This is a genomic window from Candidatus Brocadia sp. (assembly GCA_021646415.1).
In the GTDB taxonomy this organism is placed as follows: domain Bacteria; phylum Planctomycetota; class Brocadiia; order Brocadiales; family Brocadiaceae; genus Brocadia.
Window position 1 is genome coordinate 315,975 of the sequence record SOEU01000002.1, and the last position, 20,005, is coordinate 335,979.

A 20,005-nucleotide genomic window follows, 5' to 3' on the forward strand; every position below is an offset into this window, starting at 1 on the left:
TGCCAAATCAGAGGCACAAAATCGTTCGACTGAGCGCTCACGACGAAGTCCGAAACTCGAAAACAACTTCAAAATTACAAATTCAAATGTTACAAATCTCGTTTCCAATTTCTATCATCTGATATGAGGATTTGTTTCGGTTTTTGATATTCGAATATTTCAACTCTCTATTCATCCAAAATCCGGATTCTACCGATAAGGTATCGACGAAGTGACGTTTACCTTTACGTCAAACGTACACCTAAGAAGTTTAGCGGCACGGCGACAGGCAACCATGCGGGCGGTAAAGATCTCAAAGTACTCCACCATATCTGAGATTTCCTTGTCAATATCGAGTACAAGAGTAATTGTCCTGTTTTGAGTATTCATGAGAAGCTTGGATTTTGTTACGGCATAATTGACCCGGTCATGAATATCAAATTTAATCTCCTTTCGACTTCTCACCCTCGACCGATGGACATCGGATTTATCTGCAATAATGAGTGCAGCTGATACCGGGCTTACAATATCACAAAAGCCTTCATCGTGATTTCCTACCGCACTCATGACAAGAACCCGGTCTTCCACAGGCATGTTTAGCTCTTTCAAAAATTGACCCGCTAAGTGTGCGCTGTGCTCCGGATGCGAATGGCGGCTAATCACATTTCCGATGTCATGGATATATCCGGCAATAGCTGCAAGCTCACAGGTGTTTGCATCGTATCCGAGTTCTTTAAGAATTTTCCGTGCATTCTTGCCAACATAATTTCCATGGCGTTCTCCGTGCTCTGTATAACCGATTACTCCCAGAAAGTCATTTGCTTTTTTTATATATACTTTAACGTCCGGATGTTTCTTGATCTGTTCTAATGTAATCATATTTTTTCTTATTTTGTTTTTTTCCATGTAGTACCATCCGGTTTATCATCGAGGGCGATGCCTATTTCTGAGAGTTTGCTACGGATGAAATCAGACAATTGCCACTGTTTTGCCTTCCGGAGTTCATTGCGGGTGTCAATGAGAACTTTCATAATGTCTTCAGTTGTTTTATCTTCTACTTGCCAACTGAATGTGAAGGTTGTAGTCAATGTTTTAGGTTTAAGCTCAATTATACCCAGGATATCTCCCCCGAGTTCCTGATACAGTTTATCAATGTCTTCCAGGCATTTTTTGCTTAGCTCCTGACCAGAGTTTAATAAGGTATTTACGTCTTTTGATAGATCAAAAAGAACGGCAATAGCGCCGGGGGTATTGATATCTTCGTCCATTGCCTCAAGGAATCTCTTTTTATATTTTTCCAATTTTTCGTAAATTTCACCCGGTGCTGAACCGTCCTTCGCATATTCTAACCGCTCCCGCAGGTTTTTGACTGCATTGTACATGCGCTCCAGTCCTTTATTGGCTGCATCCAACGCTTCGCTGCTATAATCAAGGGGACTGCGATAATGGGTAGTGAGGATAAAGAACCTTATCGTTAACGGGTGGTAACTCTTGAAGGCATCCTTGAGGGTAATAAAGTTACCAAGGGATTTTCCCATTTTTTGACCATTTACGGTGACCATGTTATTGTGAATCCAGTATCGTACAAAAGGCAAATCGTTTGCTGCCTCACTCTGTGCGATTTCACATTCATGATGAGGGAAGGTGTTTTCAAGTCCTCCCCCGTGAATATCCAATGTCTGCCCCAGGTATTTCATGGACATGGCAGAACACTCAAGATGCCAGCCGGGAAAACCTTCCCCCCATGGACTTTTCCATCGCATGATGTGGCCAGGCGCTGCCTTCTTCCAGAGTGCAAAATCGGAGGGGTTTCTTTTTTCAGGATTGATTTCTAATCGGGCACCAGCCTCAAGCTCCTCCTGTTTTCTCCCGGAGAGTTTTCCATATTCCTTGAATTTCTGCACATCAAAGTACACAGAGCCATTCGATACGTAGGCATATCCTTTCTCAATTAACCTTTCTACGAGTTCAATTTGCTCAGGAATATGAGCCGTTGCCCGTGGTGAGATATCAGGTCGTACGTTATTGAGGGCATCCATGTCCTCGAAATAGCTTCGCGTGTATATTTCGACAAGTTCGGCAGGTTCTATACGTTCCCTTTGCGCACGTTTCAGTATCTTGTCTTCACCCGTATCAGCGTTGTCTGTCAGATGACCGACGTCTGTAATGTTCTGTATGTAACGCACTTTGTAGCCCAGATATCGGAGATAACGAACTATCACGTCAAAACTAACGTAACTCTTGGCATGTCCGAGATGCGGATGATCATACACCGTAGGACCGCACACATACATAGTAACGTAACCTTCATGCAAAGGGGTGAAAACTTCCTTCTGTTTCGTTAATGAATTGTAAAATTTTAGTGTCATGGTTTCATTTCTTAAGATTTCAAATATTTTCTGATAGTACGCTACGCACAAAATATATCCATTAATCCTATCTTTAAGCCTTTTAGCAAAGGGGATTCGAGGGTATTGCCTTTGCCGTATGCCTTATAAATCTGATAGGTATTATCCTTCAGGGTGTAAATCTCTATCTCTTCGCCTTCCGGAATTACTATCCAGTATTCCTTTACACCAAATTTCGCATACAGTTTTTTCTTTAGCACCATGTCCCTGTATGCGCTGTTCTCCGAAATTATTTCTATTACGAGGTCGGGTGCACCCTGGACATTCTTCTCCCCAATAATGCCTATTTTATCCTTTGAAATGAATAGTATGTCGGGTTGAACTACATTTTCATTATCAAAATACACATCATATGGCGCATCAAAGAGTTCACCGAGTTTATTTTCCGTTATAAATTTTTCAAGGATAAATTCAAGCCTTCTTGAAATTCTTTGATGATTCGTAACCGGAGATGGTGTCATAAGTAATTCTCCATCGATAAGTTCATATCTCTTGTCATCTGAGATTTTGCAATAATCCTCGTAGGTATATTTTTTTATTTTCTTCTCGGCAGCAATTTGTGCCATAATAAATCTCCTTACCAAATGATTTATTCGGATGAACTGTTATGACGGCTGAATAGTTACTTTTTCACCAAAAGAAATCGTTCGATCCGTTTATTGCATGTATTAATACCCAAAATATTGGCAATACTATACAGTTCCGGTCCGTGTTCTCTACCAGTTAAGGCGATACGGACAGGCATATAAAGCCCTTTACCATTTACCTTTGTTTCTTTTTGCACTGCCGTTAACGCCTCTTTAAAGATTTCAGGAGAGAGGGCGTCCAGTTTTTGGAGTTCCCGGTAAAAGGACAAGAGGACCGATTGCGATATCTCCGACGATAAAAATTCAATATGTTTTTCACTGACGACAGCATCCTTGAAAAAGATATCAACCTCCTGAACAATTTGAGACATACAGGATATGTTGTTTCTCACTGCATCTATCATCAATCTCAATTGAGCCCTGTCAATTTTGTTTTCATCCGTAGAAATGAAACCGGCGGCTTGCAGGTAAGGTATCGCCAGGCTTGTAAGCCTTTCTAAATCTGCTTCACGGATATATTGCCCGCTCAACCAATCCAATTTTTGCTGATCGAACACAGAGGATGCCTTACTCATAGTGCCTATCTCAAATGTGTCGATGATATCGTCAATCTTAAACTTCTCCTTTTTGTCCCTGGGTGCCCACCCAAGAAGTATCATATAGTTGAGGAGTGCTTCCGGTAAGTAACCCAATTTACGGTATTCCGAAAGAGAAAATGCCCCGTGTCGTTTACTCAATAAGGTGCGGTCTGCACCCATGGTGAGTGACAGATGGGCAAATTGCGGAGGTTTTCGATTTAAGGCATGAAAAAGCAATATATGACAGGGTGTATTTGATAAATGATCTTCTCCACGGATAACGTGGGTGATCTGCATCAGGGTATCATCCACGGCAACGGCAAAGTGGAATGAGGGTGTTCCATCTGACCGCATAATCACAAAATCTCCAACCAGGCTCATATCAAATTGGCATGTGCCTCGGATCAGGTCGTCGAATACCAGTAATTCTTCTGGTACTCTAAAACGAATGGTAAAACTCAGACCTGATGTTTCAAACTCCTTTTTTTGCCTGTCGGTCAGATCACGACAACGGTTGTCGTACCGGGGAGGGTTCCCGGTTAGTCTGGCTATCTGTCTGCGTTCTTCCAATTCTTCAGGGGTACAATAACAACGATACGCAAGACCTTTTTTCAAAAATCTCTGGCAGATGTCATAATAGATATGCAAACGTTCTGATTGTAAATAGGGACCGTGCTGACCTCCCACATCAGGTCCTTCCTGCCATGTCAATCCCAGCCAGTCCAGGTCTTCGATAAGTTGGTCCATGTACTTTTTCTCAGAGCGGGCAACATCGGTATCTTCGATCCTTAGGATAAAAGTGCCTTTATGCCGTCTTGCAAATAACCAGTTGAAAACGGCCATGCGCGCATTTCCGATATGTAAGAGCCCTGTAGGCGAAGGTGCAAAACGAACTCGTACCATATGTTAATATTTAGCGATATTTGATAAATCGATATTTAATATCAAAATATTCAACTATACTGCAATATCTTGAGGTCTTGTATAGCAAAGGTAAATGCTACAGTGAAATCTGTGAATGGCAGAGGTTGCTTATCTATTGTACCGTTCGGGTGAATTAGGTCTTTATGAGCAAAACCATGAGATGTATCGTATCTCACTATATTTCTCCAGTCATTAATAATAGGCTTCATACTGGACGGCAAATTTGATTATCTTGCCCTTTTCTTTACAGGCTGTAACTCTTAATCGATCTTTTTGGTCTGGCGATAACGTGACTGTGAAACGTAATTCCTTTAACATAATATCGCATTGTATTTCGTAATTTACTTACCCCTGGAATAGCCAGTCCAAAGGTACATAGGTCTGGTATCACCCCGTTCTTGTAATTGAGAAATATCCAGCCTTATCGTATTATTTTGGAAAATTTTTCCGGACATTAGGCCAAAAAGATCGGCTAATCCGTAATGTTCTTCATATCTTACGATAGTCGCTTCGGTAAGTCTCGCCAATTTTTTAGTTAACGCAATGGCATCTTCCGGATAACCTAATTGATCGACCAATCCCTTATCGAGGGCCTGTTTGCCGGTATAGATTCTTCCATCAGCAATCTTTTTTACCTCTTCGATATCCAGGTTCCTCCCCGTGGAAACCACTTTTACGAACTGCATATACATTTCATCGATGATACCTTTTAAAACGGCTGCTTCGTCTGCTGTCATCTGTTTCAATGGAGAGCCGATCTCTTTTAGATTACCGGAGGCAATGGAATTATCCTTTATGCCATACCGATTAATAAGTTCCGCCACATTGATGAGTGGCATAATTACCCCAATACTCCCTGTGATTGTCGTGGGATGCGCAACGATGGCATCAGCTGCAGAGGAGATGTAATATCCGCCGGAGGCAGCAATGTCCTGCATGTAGACGACAACCTTTTTCTGTGTCTCCGCTTTAAATTTTGTAATCTGATTGTAGATAATGTCGCTAGCCGTAATACCGCCACCAGGGCTGTCTACTTCTAACAGAATGGCTTTTACATGGGCATCATCGGTGGCTTGTTCCAATTGTTGTTTCACGACCTCGACTATGCTGGGTTTTTCTATAAACAGACCCTCTGCCGATTCATTACTCAATATGCCTTTGATGGGAATTATGGCAATCTTGCTCTCTCCGCTTCCCCCGACAACAGTTTCAAAGACTTGTTTCTTGTCTTTTGTTGCAGTGCTCGTAATGAGCGCCTTGCTGAGGACAAGAGAACCGATAAAGAGCATGAATAAAAAGAGCGTACATAAAAAAAAGAATGAGGCTAGTCCAACGGCAACCCAGAAACCAGCGCCTCTGCTCTTCTTGATGTATATGGGTTGCAATCCCGCCTCTGGTGGGATATTGTCATGTTGTGTATCTGTCATAAACCCTCTCTACCTCCCTTCCTTCACTGCACTGATACATTCTTCACCGTGCCATTCCGGAATGAGCATATGTTTTATAGCCAACGCATCCAATATCTTAGCCACTACAAAATTCACCTGATCATCCGCAGTTTTAGGCTTATGATAAAATCCGGGCATGGCTGGCAATATACATGCCCCGATGGAAGATAATTTTAACATAGCTTCCAGATGAATGGAAGATAATGGTGTTTCTCGCGGCACCACCACAAGTTTTCTCCCCTCTTTAATAGTTACACTTGCTGCACGTTGAATAAGATTATTTGAAATACCGTGGGCAATAGAGCACAGGGTATTCATACTGCAAGGGACAATGCACATTGCCTTAATGGGGTATCGGCTACTGGCAATTGCCGCACTAATGTCTGAATTGCTATGATAGGTGATATTGTCTGCTGTGTAACCCAAAAGTTGCACAAGATCCGGGTGGTTACGGTCTAAATCAACTCCTAATTCATGCTTAATAACCAGGGCTGCGGCATCCGATATTGATAGGTGGATATTGCATTCCTTTCTGCAAAGGATTTGTATGAGACGCTGACCATAGATTACCCCACTTGCCCCTGTAATGCCAACAATAATGTTTTCCACACAAATCTCCTTAGACATGAAAAGGCTTCAGCACGGAAAGCACGTCATAGATAGCATGTGTATAAACAGCGATACCCAATCCCCGGAACAGAAAGATAGCGGATAAAAATATTCCCGCTAACAACCGGAACATAAAACTTGTATATGTAAAGCTGTCGCTTAAAGTCCCCACATAGTGCATGCTGGTAAATATGAGAGCGCCCAAAATAATACTTACTATTGCACCAATGGGTTTATTTATCTTTAATAGGGTCACAAATAGATAATATAATATTGACAGGAGAAGGAGCCGAAATACAATTTCCTCATAAACCCCTGCGCCAACAGAAAGAATAATTCCCATCCACATATTCGTGGAAAAAGGTTTTGCCAGTACATAAGGGAATAATACCTTATAAACAACGAATCCCAACGCATAACCCATACAAAGGGCATAGACCATACTTTCGACAACCATGGGGATAAATATCCGGAAATTTAAGCGGTATTCCTTTTCTATATAAAATACCGATACAACCAAAAAGGCAATAACGAGCGAATTAAATATCAAAGAACCATTTTTGCCAAATAAAAGCAGAGGAGTCTTAACGATGACATCAGCAGTATTTTTAATACTTGCCCCCTGCAGAGCAATCCCTACTTCATATAAAACCAATAGGGGCAGGATAAACAAAAAACTATTGGCCAGGCTCTTTGAACGATGGAAATACGAATTCATTTACATTAACAGCTTTGCCATGAAGAATATCACAGAGGAGAGCCGGAGTCCCCAGCAATGATAAGAAAATAGTTACAGGAGGAAATATTCATGTCTTTTGGTAAAACAAAGGTTTAAAGGGGTTTGAAAAGATGTGAGGTTAGTATAGCAGCCAATCTGCGGGGTGTCAATAAAGTTTCAAAAACTCTGAAAACCGTAGACAGCGGGAAAGATTCTTCTGACTATTGCGGTTTTAAATCAAAAAACATTTGACAAAAGGGGCTGGTGTGCTAAAATTTCAGCTAGTTTGCCCATTTTGCCCATGTGCGGAATAGCATAATAGCAGCCGCATGTATAGAATTGTCGCTTGAACGAAGGGGATGGTTATGATTCCTATGGAACTCTCAAAGATTATCATTACTGAGACAAGCGATCATCAGATTATTGTCCTCAAAGAAAAGGAAGGACAGCGAAGTTTTCCGATTGTTATTGGACTCCATGAAGCATGGGCAATTGATCGGGCAGTAAAAGGGATTACCACTCCGCGTCCTTTAACGCATGACCTAATCAGCAACATCATCGAAGGCCTGAGTGCAGGAGTGGTAAGAATTATTATTAGTGACTTAAGGAATAATACTTTTTACGCAAAGATTATATTGCAGCAAAGCGGCTCAACGGTAGAAATCGATTCCAGGCCTAGCGACGCTATAGCACTTGCAATGCAAAAAAATACACCGATCTTTGTGGCCAAAAAGGTTTTAGAGGAAGTTTGCAAATCGGAAGATGCGTTTTAAACCTGTTTCCGACAGTTCAGAAAAAAATGAGGAGGGATGGCCGAGTGGACTATGGCGGCAGTCTTGAAAACTGCTGGAGGCGTGAGTCTCCCGTGGGTTCGAATCCTACTCCCTCCGCCATGTATCTTATCTTTACAGAATTCCGCTTTTCATTGCATATGGTATTGCTAAAGTAAATTCAGAAAACCACGAATATCCACTATTTTACAAAGCGAGGATATTTGTGGTTATTTTATTTTAAAATATTTCTACACTAAATACCCAAAGAACGGAGAGGTGGCTGAGCGGCTGAAAGCGACGGTTTGCTAAACCGTTGTAGAGACAAAATCTCTACCCCGGGTTCGAATCCCGGCCTCTCCGCCATGTATTTGTATGATATACAGCTTTTGCTACAAGCAAATAATTGCAAATACAAAATATCTCAATACTCTCACTGCGTCATCTCAATGAAGATCGGAATCCTCGCAGATACGCATGACAATATCGCTGCTATTCAAAAGGCTGTTTGTTTTTTTAATGCACAGGATCTAAAATATGTCATTCATGCCGGAGATTATGTCGCTCCATTCTCCTTAAAAAAATTAATGAAGCTAAAGGCAAAGTTTATAGGAATATTTGGAAATAATGATGGTGAGCGGAAGGGGTTGATGAATGTTTGCAAAAATATTCATGAGCCGCCTTATGACCTCCTTTTAAACGGCAAACATATTCTGGTCACTCATATGATGGAGAGTCTTTCAAAAAGATCAACGAAAAATACGGATATCATCATCAGTGCCCATACGCATGTCCCTGAAGTTAAAGAAGGGAGACCTTTGCATGTCAATCCTGGTGAGTGCGGTGCGTGGTTATATGGAAAGAGTACTGTTGCAGTGCTAGACCTTGAAACATTCCGTGCTGAGATTATTGACCTTTCATCTGTATCTTTGGATAAAGGTTAGAAATGTCCAGACAATTTTCAAAACTCGTTCTTGTTACCATTATGTGCTGTTTCATGAGCGGTGCAGCGCTCTGTGGGTGTGTATTACGTACCCTCACGATTGATTCCGAACCTCCAGGTGCTATGGTCTATTTGGATGATGAGCCAATTGGTGAGACACCTGTAACAACAACATTTACCTATTATGGAACACGAAAGGTTACTTTGGAAAAAGTTGATACGGAAGGCAGGCTATTGTATGAAAGAAAGATTGCCTATGAAAAGATCAAACCACCTTTCTATCAGATTTTACCGCTAGACTTTTTCTCTGAAATAGTGTTACCCATGAAACTGAAGGACGAACATTACTTCACCTATCAGTTAGACCCTTTAAAGCGGCTACCCAAACAAGAACATCAGGAAATGGTCATTCAAAATGCTGAAGAATTACGTGAACGGTTAAGGATGCCCGTTGCCCGTTAGATGGTATGAACTATTTCCTCCAAAGGTTTGCGATAAGTCGGTTCTGGGATATGTAAGGGATATCCAACCGGTGTCAACGCCAGAGGCTCAATTTCTGGAGGCAGATTCAGTATGGATTTTACGAGCAGTACCTTAAACGCCGCAACCCAACAAGTAGCCAATCCTTCTGCCGTTGCAGCAAGGATGAGATGGTCCATAGCAATCGTGGCATCAACATCACCATAGTTTTTCCCGTCGCTTCGCTTCCACGCCCTTTCTGGGATACTGCAGGCACAGATAATTACCGGTGCTGTATAAAACCATTCTTCATCGTAGGCCTTTTTTAATTGTTGCTTTATTTTTTCATCCTTAATAACGAGAAAACAGATGGGTTGTCTATTGGCAGCACTGGGGGCAGAGAGTGCCGCTTCCAATATCCGCCTTAGCTTTTCCTCTTCAACGGGTTTTGATTTATACGAACGGACACTCCGCCTTTTCTTTATAACTTCATAAATATCCATGTACCCTTCCTCTCAAAATTCTACAATCTTCCAACGATTAAGCTTTGCATACACACGATCTTAATGTTCCCGATATTTGCAAACCTTAATAAATCCTTGGAAGTAATAATTCCCTTTTCAATAAGATAGCGGAAAAATACCATTTCCGAAGAGCTATTCTTTATTATTGTACCATTAATATCGAATATAGCCGCCTTTTTCACATGGTGGATTCTACTACGTACACGAATGCCTTTCAATAAAAATTTGTTTAAATTAATAACGCTTTTCGCATACAAGAGGTTGATTAATTGCATATATTTATCAAAATCCTAAGTGGCCATAAAAAAAGCAGTTAAATTCCAACGGATTGTACTCATTTTAAAAGGACATACAAAATGTTGTGTTTTATTCTTGACAAAGTTTTTTTTTATGATATAGATATATACCGTCTGATGTACAATATATGGTAATGAAGTTGATAATTATCTTAAAAGGAAAAGGAGGTGATCGAAAAAAACGTACTTTTAAGGGATACAGAAGTTGTAAATAACCAAGGGCTTTATAGTGGAAAAACGATGGTACTCATAAAAAGCAGTTATCGTTAAGTTGTAAAAGGATTACTGAAAAATGCATAAAGGAGATATGGAGAAATGACAACAGCAATACTGGAAAATCCTATGGTAGGGGAGAGGATTGGCAGCAAGGAAGACATACAGTTGTTTATTGAAGAAAAGTTGAATGCCTTTGATGCGGCAGTTGAAGGCCATGAGTTTTTAGAGATAGATGGTGACATCCCGGGAAATACACCCAAAGAGGATTGTCTTAAAATTATTAATCACAAATTAGAATGTGCATTTGCCATAGATGTGGATTCGGTGATCAGGCAAGATTTAGAATCGGTTATTCATGCCCTGGAAACGGGAATCACCACCCGCCTCTACGGGGTTACCCGTATCGTAGGATATTATAGCCGGGTATCTAACTGGAATAAGTCGAAAATTGGTGAATTACATGATAGGCATATGGGAAAATATTCAGTACGGTAAATATAAACAAAGGTAGTTTTCTCCCAAGGACCCCTTTGTAAAAAGAGCCATTGCGGTGTACATATTACTGCAATGGCTCGTTTTTTTGTCCCAAAAGATACTTACTAATAAATTTAATTTGTATCTGGAAGCGGGGGTGGCATTCTAACCGTAAGTACAGGACAGGCGGCTTTTCTCACTACCTTTTCTGCTACGCTGCCCATCACAATATGAGAAAGTCCTGTTCTGCCGTGAGTGCCAATCACTATAATATCCGCACCAATTTCTGCTGCAGCATTAACAATCTCATGAAACGGCACCCCTTTCACTACAATCGTTTCTACGTCTAAGACGTCCGTTGTACCTTCTGGCAAACTTCTCATCAAATCTTCACGGATTTTAGACATGTCAATCTCAGTAATTTTATACGGGCTGAATTTGTATATTTCTGTATCATACAAACGGGTGTCTATCACGTGCATGAGGTATAATTTTGCCTCGTCCTTTAATGCCAGAGAAATAGCATATTTCAAGGCAAGATACGAACATTCGGAATGGTCTACGGGGCATAGTATCTTTTTTAATATAATCATGAGATCTCCTTTTCCTTTTGTGCTACATGCCAATACCGTCAATGATTGTGTTACATGCTGGACATCTTGAGTTGATGATGTTGCTCTCGATGATCTGATATCCATATCTTTTGATAAGGACCTTTTTGCATTTATAGCAATAGGTATTTTCACCTCCCTCGCCGGGTACGTTACCTTCGTAAACATAGCGCAGACCCACCTCAAGGCCAATTTCTCTGGCCATCCTGAGCGCGCCCACCGGGGTTGGTGGTTTTTCTATCAGCCTATATTTTGGGTAAAAGCGGCTCACATGCCAGGGAATTTCAGGTCCAATACTCTTTATAAATTCTGCAATCTGTCTCAACTCAGGCTCTGAATCGTTAATTTCAGGAATGATCAGGGTGGTAATTTCTATCCAGATACCCATCTCTTTATAGGAACGGATGCAATCGAGCACCTGTTCCAGCCGTGCGCCACAGAGCATTTTGTATGTTTCATCAGAAAAGCTTTTTAAATCTATATTGGCGGCATGAAGATACGGCTTTATTGTTGTCAGGGCCTCACGTGTGATATATCCATTTGTTACGAATATATTTTTAATGGCTTTCCCGGAGGCTATTTTTGCGATTTCATACGCATATTCAAAGAAAATGGTTGGTTCCGTATAGGTATAGGCAATACTCTTGCATTGATAACCCAAGGCATCTTCAACGATCTGTTCCGGCGCAACATCTCTTCCCACGATCTGGTCATGACCCCTCGGTAGTTGAGAGATCTCATAGTTTTGACAGTTCAGACACCTGAAGTTGCACCCTACTGTTGCAACGGAAAAGGCGGTACTACCCGGATAAAAATGGTAAAGGGGTTTCTTCTCAATAGGGTCGATATTCTCAGAAATGAGTTTTCTATAAACAAGGGAGTAGAGCGTGCCGCCATGGTTTTCTCTGACCCGGCAAATGCCCTTTTTACCGTCATCAATGACACAGTGATGACGGCACAGATAGCACTTTACCTTGCTATCCCCAAGTTTTTCAAAAAACATCGCTTCTTTCATAGGGTTTTATATTACCGTTTTTTGTTCATTCTGGCAAGTTTTTAATCACGTTTATGTATTTGTGTCCTGTAAAGAAGGATCCGGGATAAATTTCTGCTAAACTATTTTTTAATTGTTCCGATAAATAATTTATAGTAAGTTTTACATTAATTTATGAAGAATTCTAGAAATGTTTTATCTTGAACTGAATCTAAATATTTAGTATAGGTATAGAACGAGATTAATTCAATCCAAAAAGGAGGATTTAGTTATGAAGAAGAAAAAGGGAAGTGCAGGTTTTACATTAATAGAGTTGTTGGTCGTAATTGCCATAATCGGTATCCTTGCAGGTATTTTGTTACCGGCATTGACCAGGGCGCGCGAATCAGCACGCAGGACGCAGTGCGCTTCTAACCTAAAACAGATCGGTTTGGCCCTTAATATGTACGCCAACGACAATGCTGAGGCCTTCCCTACGGGCGGTGCTACAGGAATGGAATCACTGGGAAAACTTTATGATGCGTATATTACTGATAGAAAAGTCTTTAAATGTGCGAGTGATAGTGCTGTTTCAGACACAACCACGACAGGTGTTTTAGGTTTGAGTGCAACAGATATTACAACCTTTACAACAGCAAGATGTAGTTATGGTTACGATGTTAACCATACAGCGGGAAATGACCCAGGTGTGGCTATCGCAGCGGATGCAAAGGGCACTGGTACTACACTTTCAGACAATCACAATCAAAAAGGGCAGAATGTGCTTTATATAGACGGTCATGTGGAATGGAAAGGTACTAGCACGTGCGGCTTTTACAACGGTTCAACGTATGATGATATTTATACAAGTACGGGTACAGGTGCAGGAACAGATACTGCAATATTGCAATAACTCGCCCTGTTTTATGCTTATTTAAAAAGGGTAATATTCTTCTTGATATTACCCTTTTTCGTTTTTGTGTGATTACTCAGCGATTAGCAGAAAAGTACATCTGAGTAATCTATATTCAATAATAATTTATAATTGCCAACTGCCAACTGCCAACTGCTTACAACACCTCATTCATACTGCCACTCCGATATCCTTCCATATCGATCGTGACGTATTTATAACCGATTTCCTTGAATTTCTTGACAAGGTTTTTACGCTTGCCATTCTGTAAGAGTGCAGGGATATCTTCTGGCGGTACCTCAATTCGTGCAATGGTGTCGTGGTGTCTGACACGGAATTGTTTCAGTCCGATACTCCTCAGGTAATTTTCCGCTGCGGCAACGATCGCCAATTTCTCCTCGGTAATTGAGTTTCCATAGGGAAACCGGGAAGACATGCATGCATAGGGGGGTTTGTCCCAGTTGGAAAGTTTCAGATATTTCGAAATCTCACGTATATCCGACTTTCTCAATCCGCTTTCTTTTAAGGGACTGCGCACGTCAAGTTCCTTCGCTGCATCGAGACCAGGTCTATACTCGCCCGTATCGTCCAGGTTCGCGCCATCCGCAACGTTTTTGTAACCCTTTTCCCTGGCAATTTCTTTGAGCTTTCCAAATAGTTCCGATTTACAGAAATAGCATCGGTTGGGCGGGTTTTGGGCAAATCCCTCGATGCCCAGTTCGCTGGTATCGATGGTCATGTGGGAAATGCCAATTTCTTTTGCAATCTTCCTGGCCTCTTCGTATTCATATGCGGGATACGTCTCCGACCGCGCAGTTACTGCAAGGGCTCTGTCCCCAAGTACATCATAACAAACCTTCGCCACGAGGGAGCTATCCACGCCCCCTGAAAAGGCCACCACAACGCTTTCCAGGGTTTTTATAGTATCCTTTAATTTTTTCAGTTTTTCTTCTGTATCCATACGTCTTTCTTTGCGCCCCTTTGGCGTCTTTGCGGTGAATTATTACGACAAATCAAGCATTTTTTGGATAGCCACCCGAGCCTTCGCCGCAATATCATCAGGTACCTTTATCTGATAAACGAGGTCCTCCAAAGACCACAATACCTTTTCCAAACTGATAAGTTTCATATTGGAACAATCGGCAAGGTGTGTAATAGCATAAAATGCTTTTTGCGGATTCTCTTTTTTTAAACGGTGGAGAATACCCGTCTCTGTGCCAATGATAAATTCTTTAGTATCCGTTTCTTTGCAATATTTGGCAATGCCGGTAGTGCTGGCAACATGGTCTGCCAATGCGATCACATCCTGTGTGCATTCAGGGTGAACGACGACCTTGGCGTTAGGGTGTGCAGCCTTCAATTTAATAATATGTTCTGCCAATATCCTGTGATGGGTAGGGCAGAATCCTTCCCAAAGTATCATAGGTCGATTCAGTTTGGACGATACATAGCCTCCAAGACTCTTGTCTGGTATAAAGAGGATTTCCTGGTCTTTGGGAATTGATGACACAATTTTCATTGCATTGGAAGAAGTGCAACATATGTCACTCTCTGCCTTTATAGCAGCCGTACTATTTACGTAACAAACAACTTTGGCATTCGGATGTTCTTTTTTCTTTATCCTGAGTTCTCTCAGGGTTACCATGTTGGCCATGGGACAACCCGCATGCTCATCGGGCAATAGTACCATTTTATCAGGACAGAGGATAGAAGCCGTCTCAGCCATAAAGTGAACACCGCAGAATACAATTATGTCCGCCTGTGTCTTTGCAGCCTTCTGGGAAAGTCCTAGCGAATCGCCTGTAAAGTCTGCTATATCCTGCACATCCCCTCTTTGGTAGTTATGCGCAAGGATAACCGCATTCCTTTTTTTCTTTAACTCATTGATTTTATCTATTATAGTAGACATGGTGAATAATTTTGTTCGTTTTCATAAATTATGATAAGCTAATCATAACAAAGCATAAATTGTTTTTAAATACTTTTTTAAAAATTCTGTAAAACTTTTAAACCGTTTTTTCTTGACAATAAAAAACCTATTTGATACCATAATTTGACCTAAGTATGATATTCTTAAAGATTTCGGGAGATGCGTGTCATTACCGGGGGTTAAATACTTAGGGCGATTAGCTCAGTTGGCTAGAGCGCTTGCTCGACAAGCAAGAGGTCACTGGTTCGAGCCCAGTATCGCCCACCATTAATTTTTGTTAAACGTATATTCCGAAATTTCGATAAATAAGTTTTAGGATCATGGTTAAGATCACATTACCTGACGGGACAAAAAAGGAGTATAAGGATAATATAACCATTGGTGAGGTTGTCAGCAATATAGGTATCCGCCTTGGTGAAAGGGCGTTAGCCGGAAAGGCTAGCGGTGTTCTTGTAGACCTTAGTTATCCCATAAAAGAAGATATTTCCTTATCGGTAATTACTGACGATACAGAAGAAGGTATGGAAATCCTTCGCCACAGTACAGCCCACATTATGGCGCAGGCGGTCAGCAGACTTTTCCCCGGCGTAAAGCTTGGTATAGGTCCTACCATTGAAAATGGATTTTATTATGACTTCGGCCTCCAGCACAGCTTGTCTGAAGAAGATCTCAGGAAGATTGAAGAAGAAATGGCAAAAATTATCCGCGAGGATATTGTATTCAAAAGAATGGAATTACCTCGCGATGTAGCCATACAGAAGATGGAAGCCATTGGTCAGCCTTTTAAAGTAGCACTTATTAAGGATATCGAGGACGACACCGTATCTTTTTACACACAAGGAGATTTTGTGGACTTGTGCCGAGGTCCGCATATTCAGAGGTCAAGCAAGGTTAAGGCATTCAAACTCCTCAGCGTAGCGGGTGCTTATTGGCGTGGGAAAGAAACGAATCCCATGTTACAGCGTATTTATGGGACGGCGTTTTTTACCCAGACAGAGCTTGACAAATATTTAAAATTCCTGGAAGAGGCGGAAAAGCGTGACCATCGGAAAATTGGGAGAGATTTAGATCTTTTCAGTTTTCATGAAGAAGGTGGGTCTGGTTTAACCTTTTGGCATCCAAAGGGCGCCAGGATACGTAATATTATTGAGAATTTTTGGAGAGAAGAGCATTTCAAGAGGGGATACGAAATTCTCTACAGCCCCCATATTGCAAAGATCAATTTATGGAAGACCAGTGGTCATTGGAATTTTTACCGTGAAAGTATGTACTCACCAATAGAGGTTGACGGGCATGAATATATCCTAAAACCCATGAATTGCCCTTTTGCGGTGCTTATATACAAAACAAAACTTCACAGTTACCGGGATCTGCCTTTGCGGTGGGGGGAATTGGGAACTGTGTATCGATATGAGCGGTCAGGCGTCTTACATGGATTATTGCGTGTACGCGGATTTACCCAAGACGATGCCCATATATTCTGCACCCCGGATCAATTAGAAAATGAAATCCTGGGAGTAATTGAACTGGCTCAGTTCATGTTGTCAAGTTTTGGATTTAAGGAATATGAGATAGAATTAAGCGTGCGGGGTAAGGGAGAAAAGGATAAGTATATAGGCCGGGACGATGTTTGGGATCATGCCGAAAATGCCTTAAGGATTGCCCTCGACAAAAAAGGACTAAAGTATACACGGATGGAGGGAGAGGCAAAGTTTTATGGCCCGGCGATCGATATTAAGGTCAAGGATGCTATAGGGCGTGGGTGGCAGGGGCCTACAATTCAGGTTGACTTCAACCTTCCGGAAAGATTCGATGTCAATTATGTTGGCCCGGATGGTTTTCATCACCGGGTGGTAATGGTTCATCGCACAGTCCTGGGGGCTATGGAACGGTTTGTGGGTTGTTTGATCGAACATTATGCAGGTGATTTCCCCTTGTGGATTGCACCAATTCAAATGAGGATATTACCCATTACTGATGCGCACATAGAGTATGCAAAAAAATTACAAACTCAGTTGCTTATGAAGAATTTTAGGGTAGAATGTGATACGAGCAATGCCAAAATTAATTATAAGATACGAGAAGGTACGCTGGAGAAAATTCCTTATTTACTGGTAGTAGGTGACAAAGAAATAGAAGGTGGCACCGTCTCTGTGAGAAGCAGAAAAAAGGGAAATGAAGGGGTAATGGCAATTGAAGATTTCATAAAAACCGTGGAATCTGAAATCAGAGAGAAAAGATAGTTTTAACTTTTTCGGAGGAGATTATACATTTCACAAGACTTAAGAATTAACGAACGGATCCGTTCGTCTACGGTACGGTTGATAGACGAGAATGGTGTGCAGGTCGGGGTAATTAGCAAGGAAGAAGCTATTGCAAAGGCAAAAAGTGTGGAACTCGACCTTGTGGAGGTTGCCCCGGAGGCAGACCCACCTGTCTGCCGGATCATGAATTATGGCAAGTTTAAGTATAAACAAAAGAAAAAGTCGCATCAGAAGCAACATGTAGTTCAACTAAAGGAATTAAGACTGAGACCAAAGACAGGTGAACATGATATACAAACAAAGATTCGTCAGGCTAGGAAATTTTTAGAAAATAAAGACCGTGTTCTCATCAGTATGATGTTTAAAGGAAGGGAACGCGCTCATACAGAGTTAGGCAATGAAATCTTAAAACAAGTTGCCGATGCGCTCGAGGACATAGCCAAAGTAGAAAAGGATAGGATATCGGATGATCGTAGAATGGGAATAATCTTGTCCCCTAAGTAAAGATTAAAGATTAAAGATAAAATTAGGCACGAACAAACAAGTTTGTCCGTGCCACCCTCAAATCAGCATGAATTCTGTTAATATGGAGGTTTTATAAATGCCAAAGCTAAAAACCCATAAAGGGCTTAAGAAACGAATAAAAATTAGTGCAAAGGGCAAGGTCAAGAGATCGAAAGCCGGAAAGGGCCATCTGCTGTCAGGAAAATCAGGAAGGCGAAGGGAACATTTGAGAAAAAAAGAAGGGGTCTCACCCGCCTTCAATAAGACCATGACGAGGGCATTACGAGGGTCTTAAGGTAAATTTTAAATTTTTTTATATGAAAGAGTTGTAACATGCCAAGAGCAACAAAAGGTTGTGCAAGAAAAAGATCGAGAAAAAGATTATTGAATAAAACGGAAGGTTATTGGGGTGGAAGAGGAAATTTGTATCGCAAGGCCATGGAAACGTATATCCGTGCCATGGCCTTTTCGTTCCGGGATCGGAAGGCGCGTAAAAGAAAATTTAGAGAACTATGGATTTCCAGAATTAGCGCTGCGGTCAGAGAACGCGGTATTTCTTATAGCCATTTCATTCGTGGATTAATCAAAGCCAAAATAGATTTAAATAGAAAGATGTTGGCTGAGATGGCCGTCAATGACAAGCCTGCTTTTGATAAATTAGTCGAACAGGTAAAAGCGGTAGTCTGAAACTTTGATCGATAATGGTAAGACATCGCTTCCGCCACACAAGTAATTACTGAGCTGTCTCTCCCGTTCATGTAATGTTGTATCTCTAAAATATGAGGCACGTCCTTTTCCGGTAGTTTGCCAGAATAGAAGGAGCGTGCCTGTGTTTTTTATGCTTTTATAAACCCATCTGCATGTTAGATACGTTAGAAGAGATAAAAAGAAATTTACAAGAAGAAACCAAAGGTATTAGTACCCTGAAAGGGGCGGAACAGCTCAAGATAAAATACCTGGGAAGGAATGGTGGTGTCAATGATCTCATGAAACTTATTCCAACACTGCCAGTTGAAAAACGCGCCGCATTTGGGCAACAGATCAACGCTCTAAAGATTGAAATTACGGACATAATAGAAGGGCTTATTAAAAAGTTCTCATCAGAAGCAATTCCAAAAGTTACAAGTGAAATATTCGATGTTACTTTGCCGGGGAAACGCCCCTCTCTAGGAAAAAGGCATCCGCTTACTCAAACAATTGACGATATTAAAGAGGCCTTTGCCCGATTGGGTTTCGATGTGGCTTACGGCCCGGAAGTGGAGTTAGAGTATTACAACTTTGAGGCATTGAACATTCCATCCGATCATCCCTCTCGCACGGATTTCGATACTTTCTACATCAAAGACGATATTCTTCTCAGAAGTCAAACATCCACCGTTCAAATTCGTATCATGGAAAAACAAAAACCACCCATTCGTATTATTGCGCCAGGCAGGGTTTACAGGCCCGATACCGTTGACGCCAGACACTCATTTATGTTTCATCAGGTGGAAGGTTTGTTAGTGGATGAAGGGGTGAGCTTTGCGGATCTGAAAGGGGTACTGAACCAATTTATTAAGACCTATTTCGGCCAGAATATTCAGATGCGTTTCAGGCCGTCATTCTTTCCTTTTACCGAACCGAGCGCCGAGGTTGATATTTCGTGTTCTCTCTGTGGAGGCAAAGGGTGTAATGTATGTTCTTATAGTGGATGGGTTGAAATATTAGGGGCTGGTATGGTCGACCCAAATGTACTCAAGGCCGTACATTATGATGGAGAAAAGTATACAGGCTTTGCATTTGGAATGGGTGTCGAACGGATCACCATGCTGAAATATGGTATTTGCGACATTCGTCTCTTCTATGAAAATGACATACGTTTTTTATCTCAATTCTGA

General features: G+C 41.3%; 22 protein-coding genes and 3 tRNA genes. 13 read left to right on the forward strand and 12 right to left on the reverse strand.

Going from position 1 to position 20,005, the window contains the following annotated elements:
- Positions 1-189: 189 nt before the first annotated feature.
- From E3K36_03240 to E3K36_03270, 7 genes are all read right to left on the reverse strand, one after another.
- The gene (locus E3K36_03240) at positions 190-858 is read right to left on the reverse strand and encodes an HD domain-containing protein (protein MCF6154270.1); all 669 of its coding nucleotides are present in this window, start codon (positions 856-858) and stop codon (positions 190-192) included.
- 8 nt (positions 859-866) lie between these two features.
- The gene (locus tag E3K36_03245) at positions 867-2,348 is read right to left on the reverse strand and encodes a cysteine--tRNA ligase (GenBank protein ID MCF6154271.1); all 1,482 of its coding nucleotides are present in this window, start codon (positions 2,346-2,348) and stop codon (positions 867-869) included.
- A gap of 41 nt (positions 2,349-2,389) precedes the next feature.
- Positions 2,390-2,953: a Uma2 family endonuclease gene (locus E3K36_03250; protein ID MCF6154272.1), complete on the reverse strand. Its 564-nt coding sequence runs from the start codon at positions 2,951-2,953 to the stop codon at positions 2,390-2,392.
- Between the two features lie 56 nt (positions 2,954-3,009).
- Positions 3,010-4,455 carry a glutamate--tRNA ligase gene (locus E3K36_03255; GenBank protein MCF6154273.1) on the reverse strand — a complete coding sequence of 482 codons (1,446 nt, stop codon included), beginning with the start codon at positions 4,453-4,455 and terminating at the stop codon, positions 3,010-3,012.
- 362 nt (positions 4,456-4,817) lie between these two features.
- A complete protein-coding gene (gene sppA / locus E3K36_03260) occupies positions 4,818-5,903 on the reverse strand; it encodes a signal peptide peptidase SppA (GenBank protein MCF6154274.1) in 1,086 nt (361 codons plus the stop codon).
- Positions 5,904-5,912: 9 nt separating this feature from the next.
- Positions 5,913-6,533 (reverse strand): UbiX family flavin prenyltransferase, encoded by a 621-nt coding sequence (locus tag E3K36_03265; GenBank protein MCF6154275.1) that lies wholly within the window; start codon positions 6,531-6,533, stop codon positions 5,913-5,915.
- Positions 6,534-6,543: 10 nt separating this feature from the next.
- Positions 6,544-7,251, reverse strand: coding sequence for a CPBP family intramembrane metalloprotease (locus tag E3K36_03270; GenBank protein ID MCF6154276.1), 708 nt, complete (start codon positions 7,249-7,251; stop codon positions 6,544-6,546).
- Between the two features lie 365 nt (positions 7,252-7,616).
- Between E3K36_03270 and E3K36_03275 the strand changes: the two genes are divergently transcribed.
- The 5 genes from E3K36_03275 to E3K36_03295 all read left to right on the forward strand — a co-directional run bounded on the left by E3K36_03275 (position 7,617) and on the right by E3K36_03295 (position 9,426).
- A complete protein-coding gene (locus tag E3K36_03275; GenBank protein MCF6154277.1) occupies positions 7,617-8,024 on the forward strand; it encodes a bifunctional nuclease family protein in 408 nt (135 codons plus the stop codon).
- A 30-nt stretch (positions 8,025-8,054) separates the two neighbouring features.
- Positions 8,055-8,144, forward strand: a tRNA-Ser gene (locus E3K36_03280).
- Positions 8,145-8,294: 150 nt separating this feature from the next.
- Positions 8,295-8,387 (forward strand) — tRNA-Ser (locus E3K36_03285).
- Positions 8,387-8,965 carry a metallophosphoesterase gene (locus E3K36_03290; protein MCF6154278.1) on the forward strand — a complete coding sequence of 193 codons (579 nt, stop codon included), beginning with the start codon at positions 8,387-8,389 and terminating at the stop codon, positions 8,963-8,965. The genes E3K36_03285 and E3K36_03290 overlap by 1 nt, the downstream gene beginning before the upstream one ends.
- Positions 8,966-8,967: 2 nt before the next feature.
- A complete protein-coding gene (locus E3K36_03295; GenBank protein MCF6154279.1) occupies positions 8,968-9,426 on the forward strand; it encodes a PEGA domain-containing protein in 459 nt (152 codons plus the stop codon).
- On the opposite strand, the gene E3K36_03300 is transcribed toward E3K36_03295, so the two are convergent.
- Positions 9,423-9,926, reverse strand: a complete 504-nt coding sequence (locus tag E3K36_03300) for a nitroreductase (GenBank protein MCF6154280.1) — start codon at positions 9,924-9,926, stop codon at positions 9,423-9,425. The two genes, E3K36_03295 and E3K36_03300, sit on opposite strands and share 4 nt — an antisense overlap.
- Positions 9,927-10,558: 632 nt before the next feature.
- Here E3K36_03300 and E3K36_03305 point away from each other — a divergent pair.
- Positions 10,559-10,954: a hypothetical protein gene (locus E3K36_03305; protein ID MCF6154281.1), complete on the forward strand. Its 396-nt coding sequence runs from the start codon at positions 10,559-10,561 to the stop codon at positions 10,952-10,954.
- A gap of 113 nt (positions 10,955-11,067) precedes the next feature.
- Here the strand turns inward: E3K36_03305 and E3K36_03310 are convergent, their stop codons facing one another.
- Positions 11,068-11,526: a universal stress protein gene (locus E3K36_03310; protein MCF6154282.1), complete on the reverse strand. Its 459-nt coding sequence runs from the start codon at positions 11,524-11,526 to the stop codon at positions 11,068-11,070.
- A 22-nt stretch (positions 11,527-11,548) separates the two neighbouring features.
- Entirely contained in the window at positions 11,549-12,559 is a 1,011-nt protein-coding gene (gene amrS / locus E3K36_03315; protein MCF6154283.1) for an AmmeMemoRadiSam system radical SAM enzyme, read from the reverse strand.
- Between the two features lie 250 nt (positions 12,560-12,809).
- Here amrS and E3K36_03320 point away from each other — a divergent pair, with 250 nt between their 5' ends.
- Entirely contained in the window at positions 12,810-13,430 is a 621-nt protein-coding gene (locus tag E3K36_03320; GenBank protein MCF6154284.1) for a DUF1559 domain-containing protein, read from the forward strand.
- A gap of 157 nt (positions 13,431-13,587) precedes the next feature.
- On the opposite strand, the gene larE is transcribed toward E3K36_03320, so the two are convergent.
- Both larE and nadA read right to left on the reverse strand, forming a co-directional pair.
- Positions 13,588-14,391 (reverse strand): ATP-dependent sacrificial sulfur transferase LarE, encoded by an 804-nt coding sequence (larE, locus tag E3K36_03325; protein MCF6154285.1) that lies wholly within the window; start codon positions 14,389-14,391, stop codon positions 13,588-13,590.
- Between the two features lie 42 nt (positions 14,392-14,433).
- Complete coding sequence (nadA, locus tag E3K36_03330; protein MCF6154286.1) at positions 14,434-15,339, reverse strand: quinolinate synthase NadA; 906 nt, start codon at positions 15,337-15,339, stop codon at positions 14,434-14,436.
- Between the two features lie 211 nt (positions 15,340-15,550).
- Between nadA and E3K36_03335 the strand changes: the two genes are divergently transcribed.
- The 6 genes from E3K36_03335 to pheS all read left to right on the forward strand — a co-directional run bounded on the left by E3K36_03335 (position 15,551) and on the right by pheS (position 20,005).
- Positions 15,551-15,627, forward strand: a tRNA-Val gene (locus E3K36_03335).
- A 53-nt stretch (positions 15,628-15,680) separates the two neighbouring features.
- Positions 15,681-17,603 (forward strand): threonine--tRNA ligase, encoded by a 1,923-nt coding sequence (gene thrS, locus E3K36_03340; GenBank protein MCF6154287.1) that lies wholly within the window; start codon positions 15,681-15,683, stop codon positions 17,601-17,603.
- Positions 17,604-17,630: 27 nt separating this feature from the next.
- A complete protein-coding gene (locus tag E3K36_03345) occupies positions 17,631-18,128 on the forward strand; it encodes a translation initiation factor IF-3 (protein MCF6154288.1) in 498 nt (165 codons plus the stop codon).
- A 97-nt stretch (positions 18,129-18,225) separates the two neighbouring features.
- Complete coding sequence (rpmI, locus tag E3K36_03350) at positions 18,226-18,423, forward strand: 50S ribosomal protein L35 (protein ID MCF6154289.1); 198 nt, start codon at positions 18,226-18,228, stop codon at positions 18,421-18,423.
- Between the two features lie 38 nt (positions 18,424-18,461).
- Positions 18,462-18,815 carry a 50S ribosomal protein L20 gene (gene rplT, locus E3K36_03355; protein ID MCF6154290.1) on the forward strand — a complete coding sequence of 118 codons (354 nt, stop codon included), beginning with the start codon at positions 18,462-18,464 and terminating at the stop codon, positions 18,813-18,815.
- A 173-nt stretch (positions 18,816-18,988) separates the two neighbouring features.
- Positions 18,989-20,005: a phenylalanine--tRNA ligase subunit alpha gene (gene pheS / locus E3K36_03360; protein MCF6154291.1), complete on the forward strand. Its 1,017-nt coding sequence runs from the start codon at positions 18,989-18,991 to the stop codon at positions 20,003-20,005.

What these genes read in the sequence shown, in the direction of transcription:
- E3K36_03240 (MCF6154270.1), bottom strand. Translation starts at nt 858, where the DNA reads ATGATTACATTAGAACAGATCAAGAAACATCCGGACGTTAAAGTATAT.
- E3K36_03245 (MCF6154271.1), bottom strand. Translation starts at nt 2,348, where the DNA reads ATGACACTAAAATTTTACAATTCATTAACGAAACAGAAGGAAGTTTTC.
- E3K36_03250 (MCF6154272.1), bottom strand. Translation starts at nt 2,953, where the DNA reads ATGGCACAAATTGCTGCCGAGAAGAAAATAAAAAAATATACCTACGAG.
- E3K36_03255 (MCF6154273.1), bottom strand. Translation starts at nt 4,455, where the DNA reads ATGGTACGAGTTCGTTTTGCACCTTCGCCTACAGGGCTCTTACATATC.
- sppA (MCF6154274.1), bottom strand. Translation starts at nt 5,903, where the DNA reads ATGACAGATACACAACATGACAATATCCCACCAGAGGCGGGATTGCAA.
- E3K36_03270 (MCF6154276.1), bottom strand. Translation starts at nt 7,251, where the DNA reads ATGAATTCGTATTTCCATCGTTCAAAGAGCCTGGCCAATAGTTTTTTG.
- E3K36_03275 (MCF6154277.1), top strand. Translation starts at nt 7,617, where the DNA reads ATGATTCCTATGGAACTCTCAAAGATTATCATTACTGAGACAAGCGAT.
- E3K36_03290 (MCF6154278.1), top strand. Translation starts at nt 8,387, where the DNA reads ATGTATTTGTATGATATACAGCTTTTGCTACAAGCAAATAATTGCAAA.
- E3K36_03295 (MCF6154279.1), top strand. Translation starts at nt 8,968, where the DNA reads ATGTCCAGACAATTTTCAAAACTCGTTCTTGTTACCATTATGTGCTGT.
- E3K36_03300 (MCF6154280.1), bottom strand. Translation starts at nt 9,926, where the DNA reads ATGGATATTTATGAAGTTATAAAGAAAAGGCGGAGTGTCCGTTCGTAT.
- E3K36_03305 (MCF6154281.1), top strand. Translation starts at nt 10,559, where the DNA reads ATGACAACAGCAATACTGGAAAATCCTATGGTAGGGGAGAGGATTGGC.
- E3K36_03310 (MCF6154282.1), bottom strand. Translation starts at nt 11,526, where the DNA reads ATGATTATATTAAAAAAGATACTATGCCCCGTAGACCATTCCGAATGT.
- amrS (MCF6154283.1), bottom strand. Translation starts at nt 12,559, where the DNA reads ATGAAAGAAGCGATGTTTTTTGAAAAACTTGGGGATAGCAAGGTAAAG.
- E3K36_03320 (MCF6154284.1), top strand. Translation starts at nt 12,810, where the DNA reads ATGAAGAAGAAAAAGGGAAGTGCAGGTTTTACATTAATAGAGTTGTTG.
- larE (MCF6154285.1), bottom strand. Translation starts at nt 14,391, where the DNA reads ATGGATACAGAAGAAAAACTGAAAAAATTAAAGGATACTATAAAAACC.
- nadA (MCF6154286.1), bottom strand. Translation starts at nt 15,339, where the DNA reads ATGTCTACTATAATAGATAAAATCAATGAGTTAAAGAAAAAAAGGAAT.
- thrS (MCF6154287.1), top strand. Translation starts at nt 15,681, where the DNA reads ATGGTTAAGATCACATTACCTGACGGGACAAAAAAGGAGTATAAGGAT.
- rpmI (MCF6154289.1), top strand. Translation starts at nt 18,226, where the DNA reads ATGCCAAAGCTAAAAACCCATAAAGGGCTTAAGAAACGAATAAAAATT.
- rplT (MCF6154290.1), top strand. Translation starts at nt 18,462, where the DNA reads ATGCCAAGAGCAACAAAAGGTTGTGCAAGAAAAAGATCGAGAAAAAGA.
- pheS (MCF6154291.1), top strand. Translation starts at nt 18,989, where the DNA reads ATGTTAGATACGTTAGAAGAGATAAAAAGAAATTTACAAGAAGAAACC.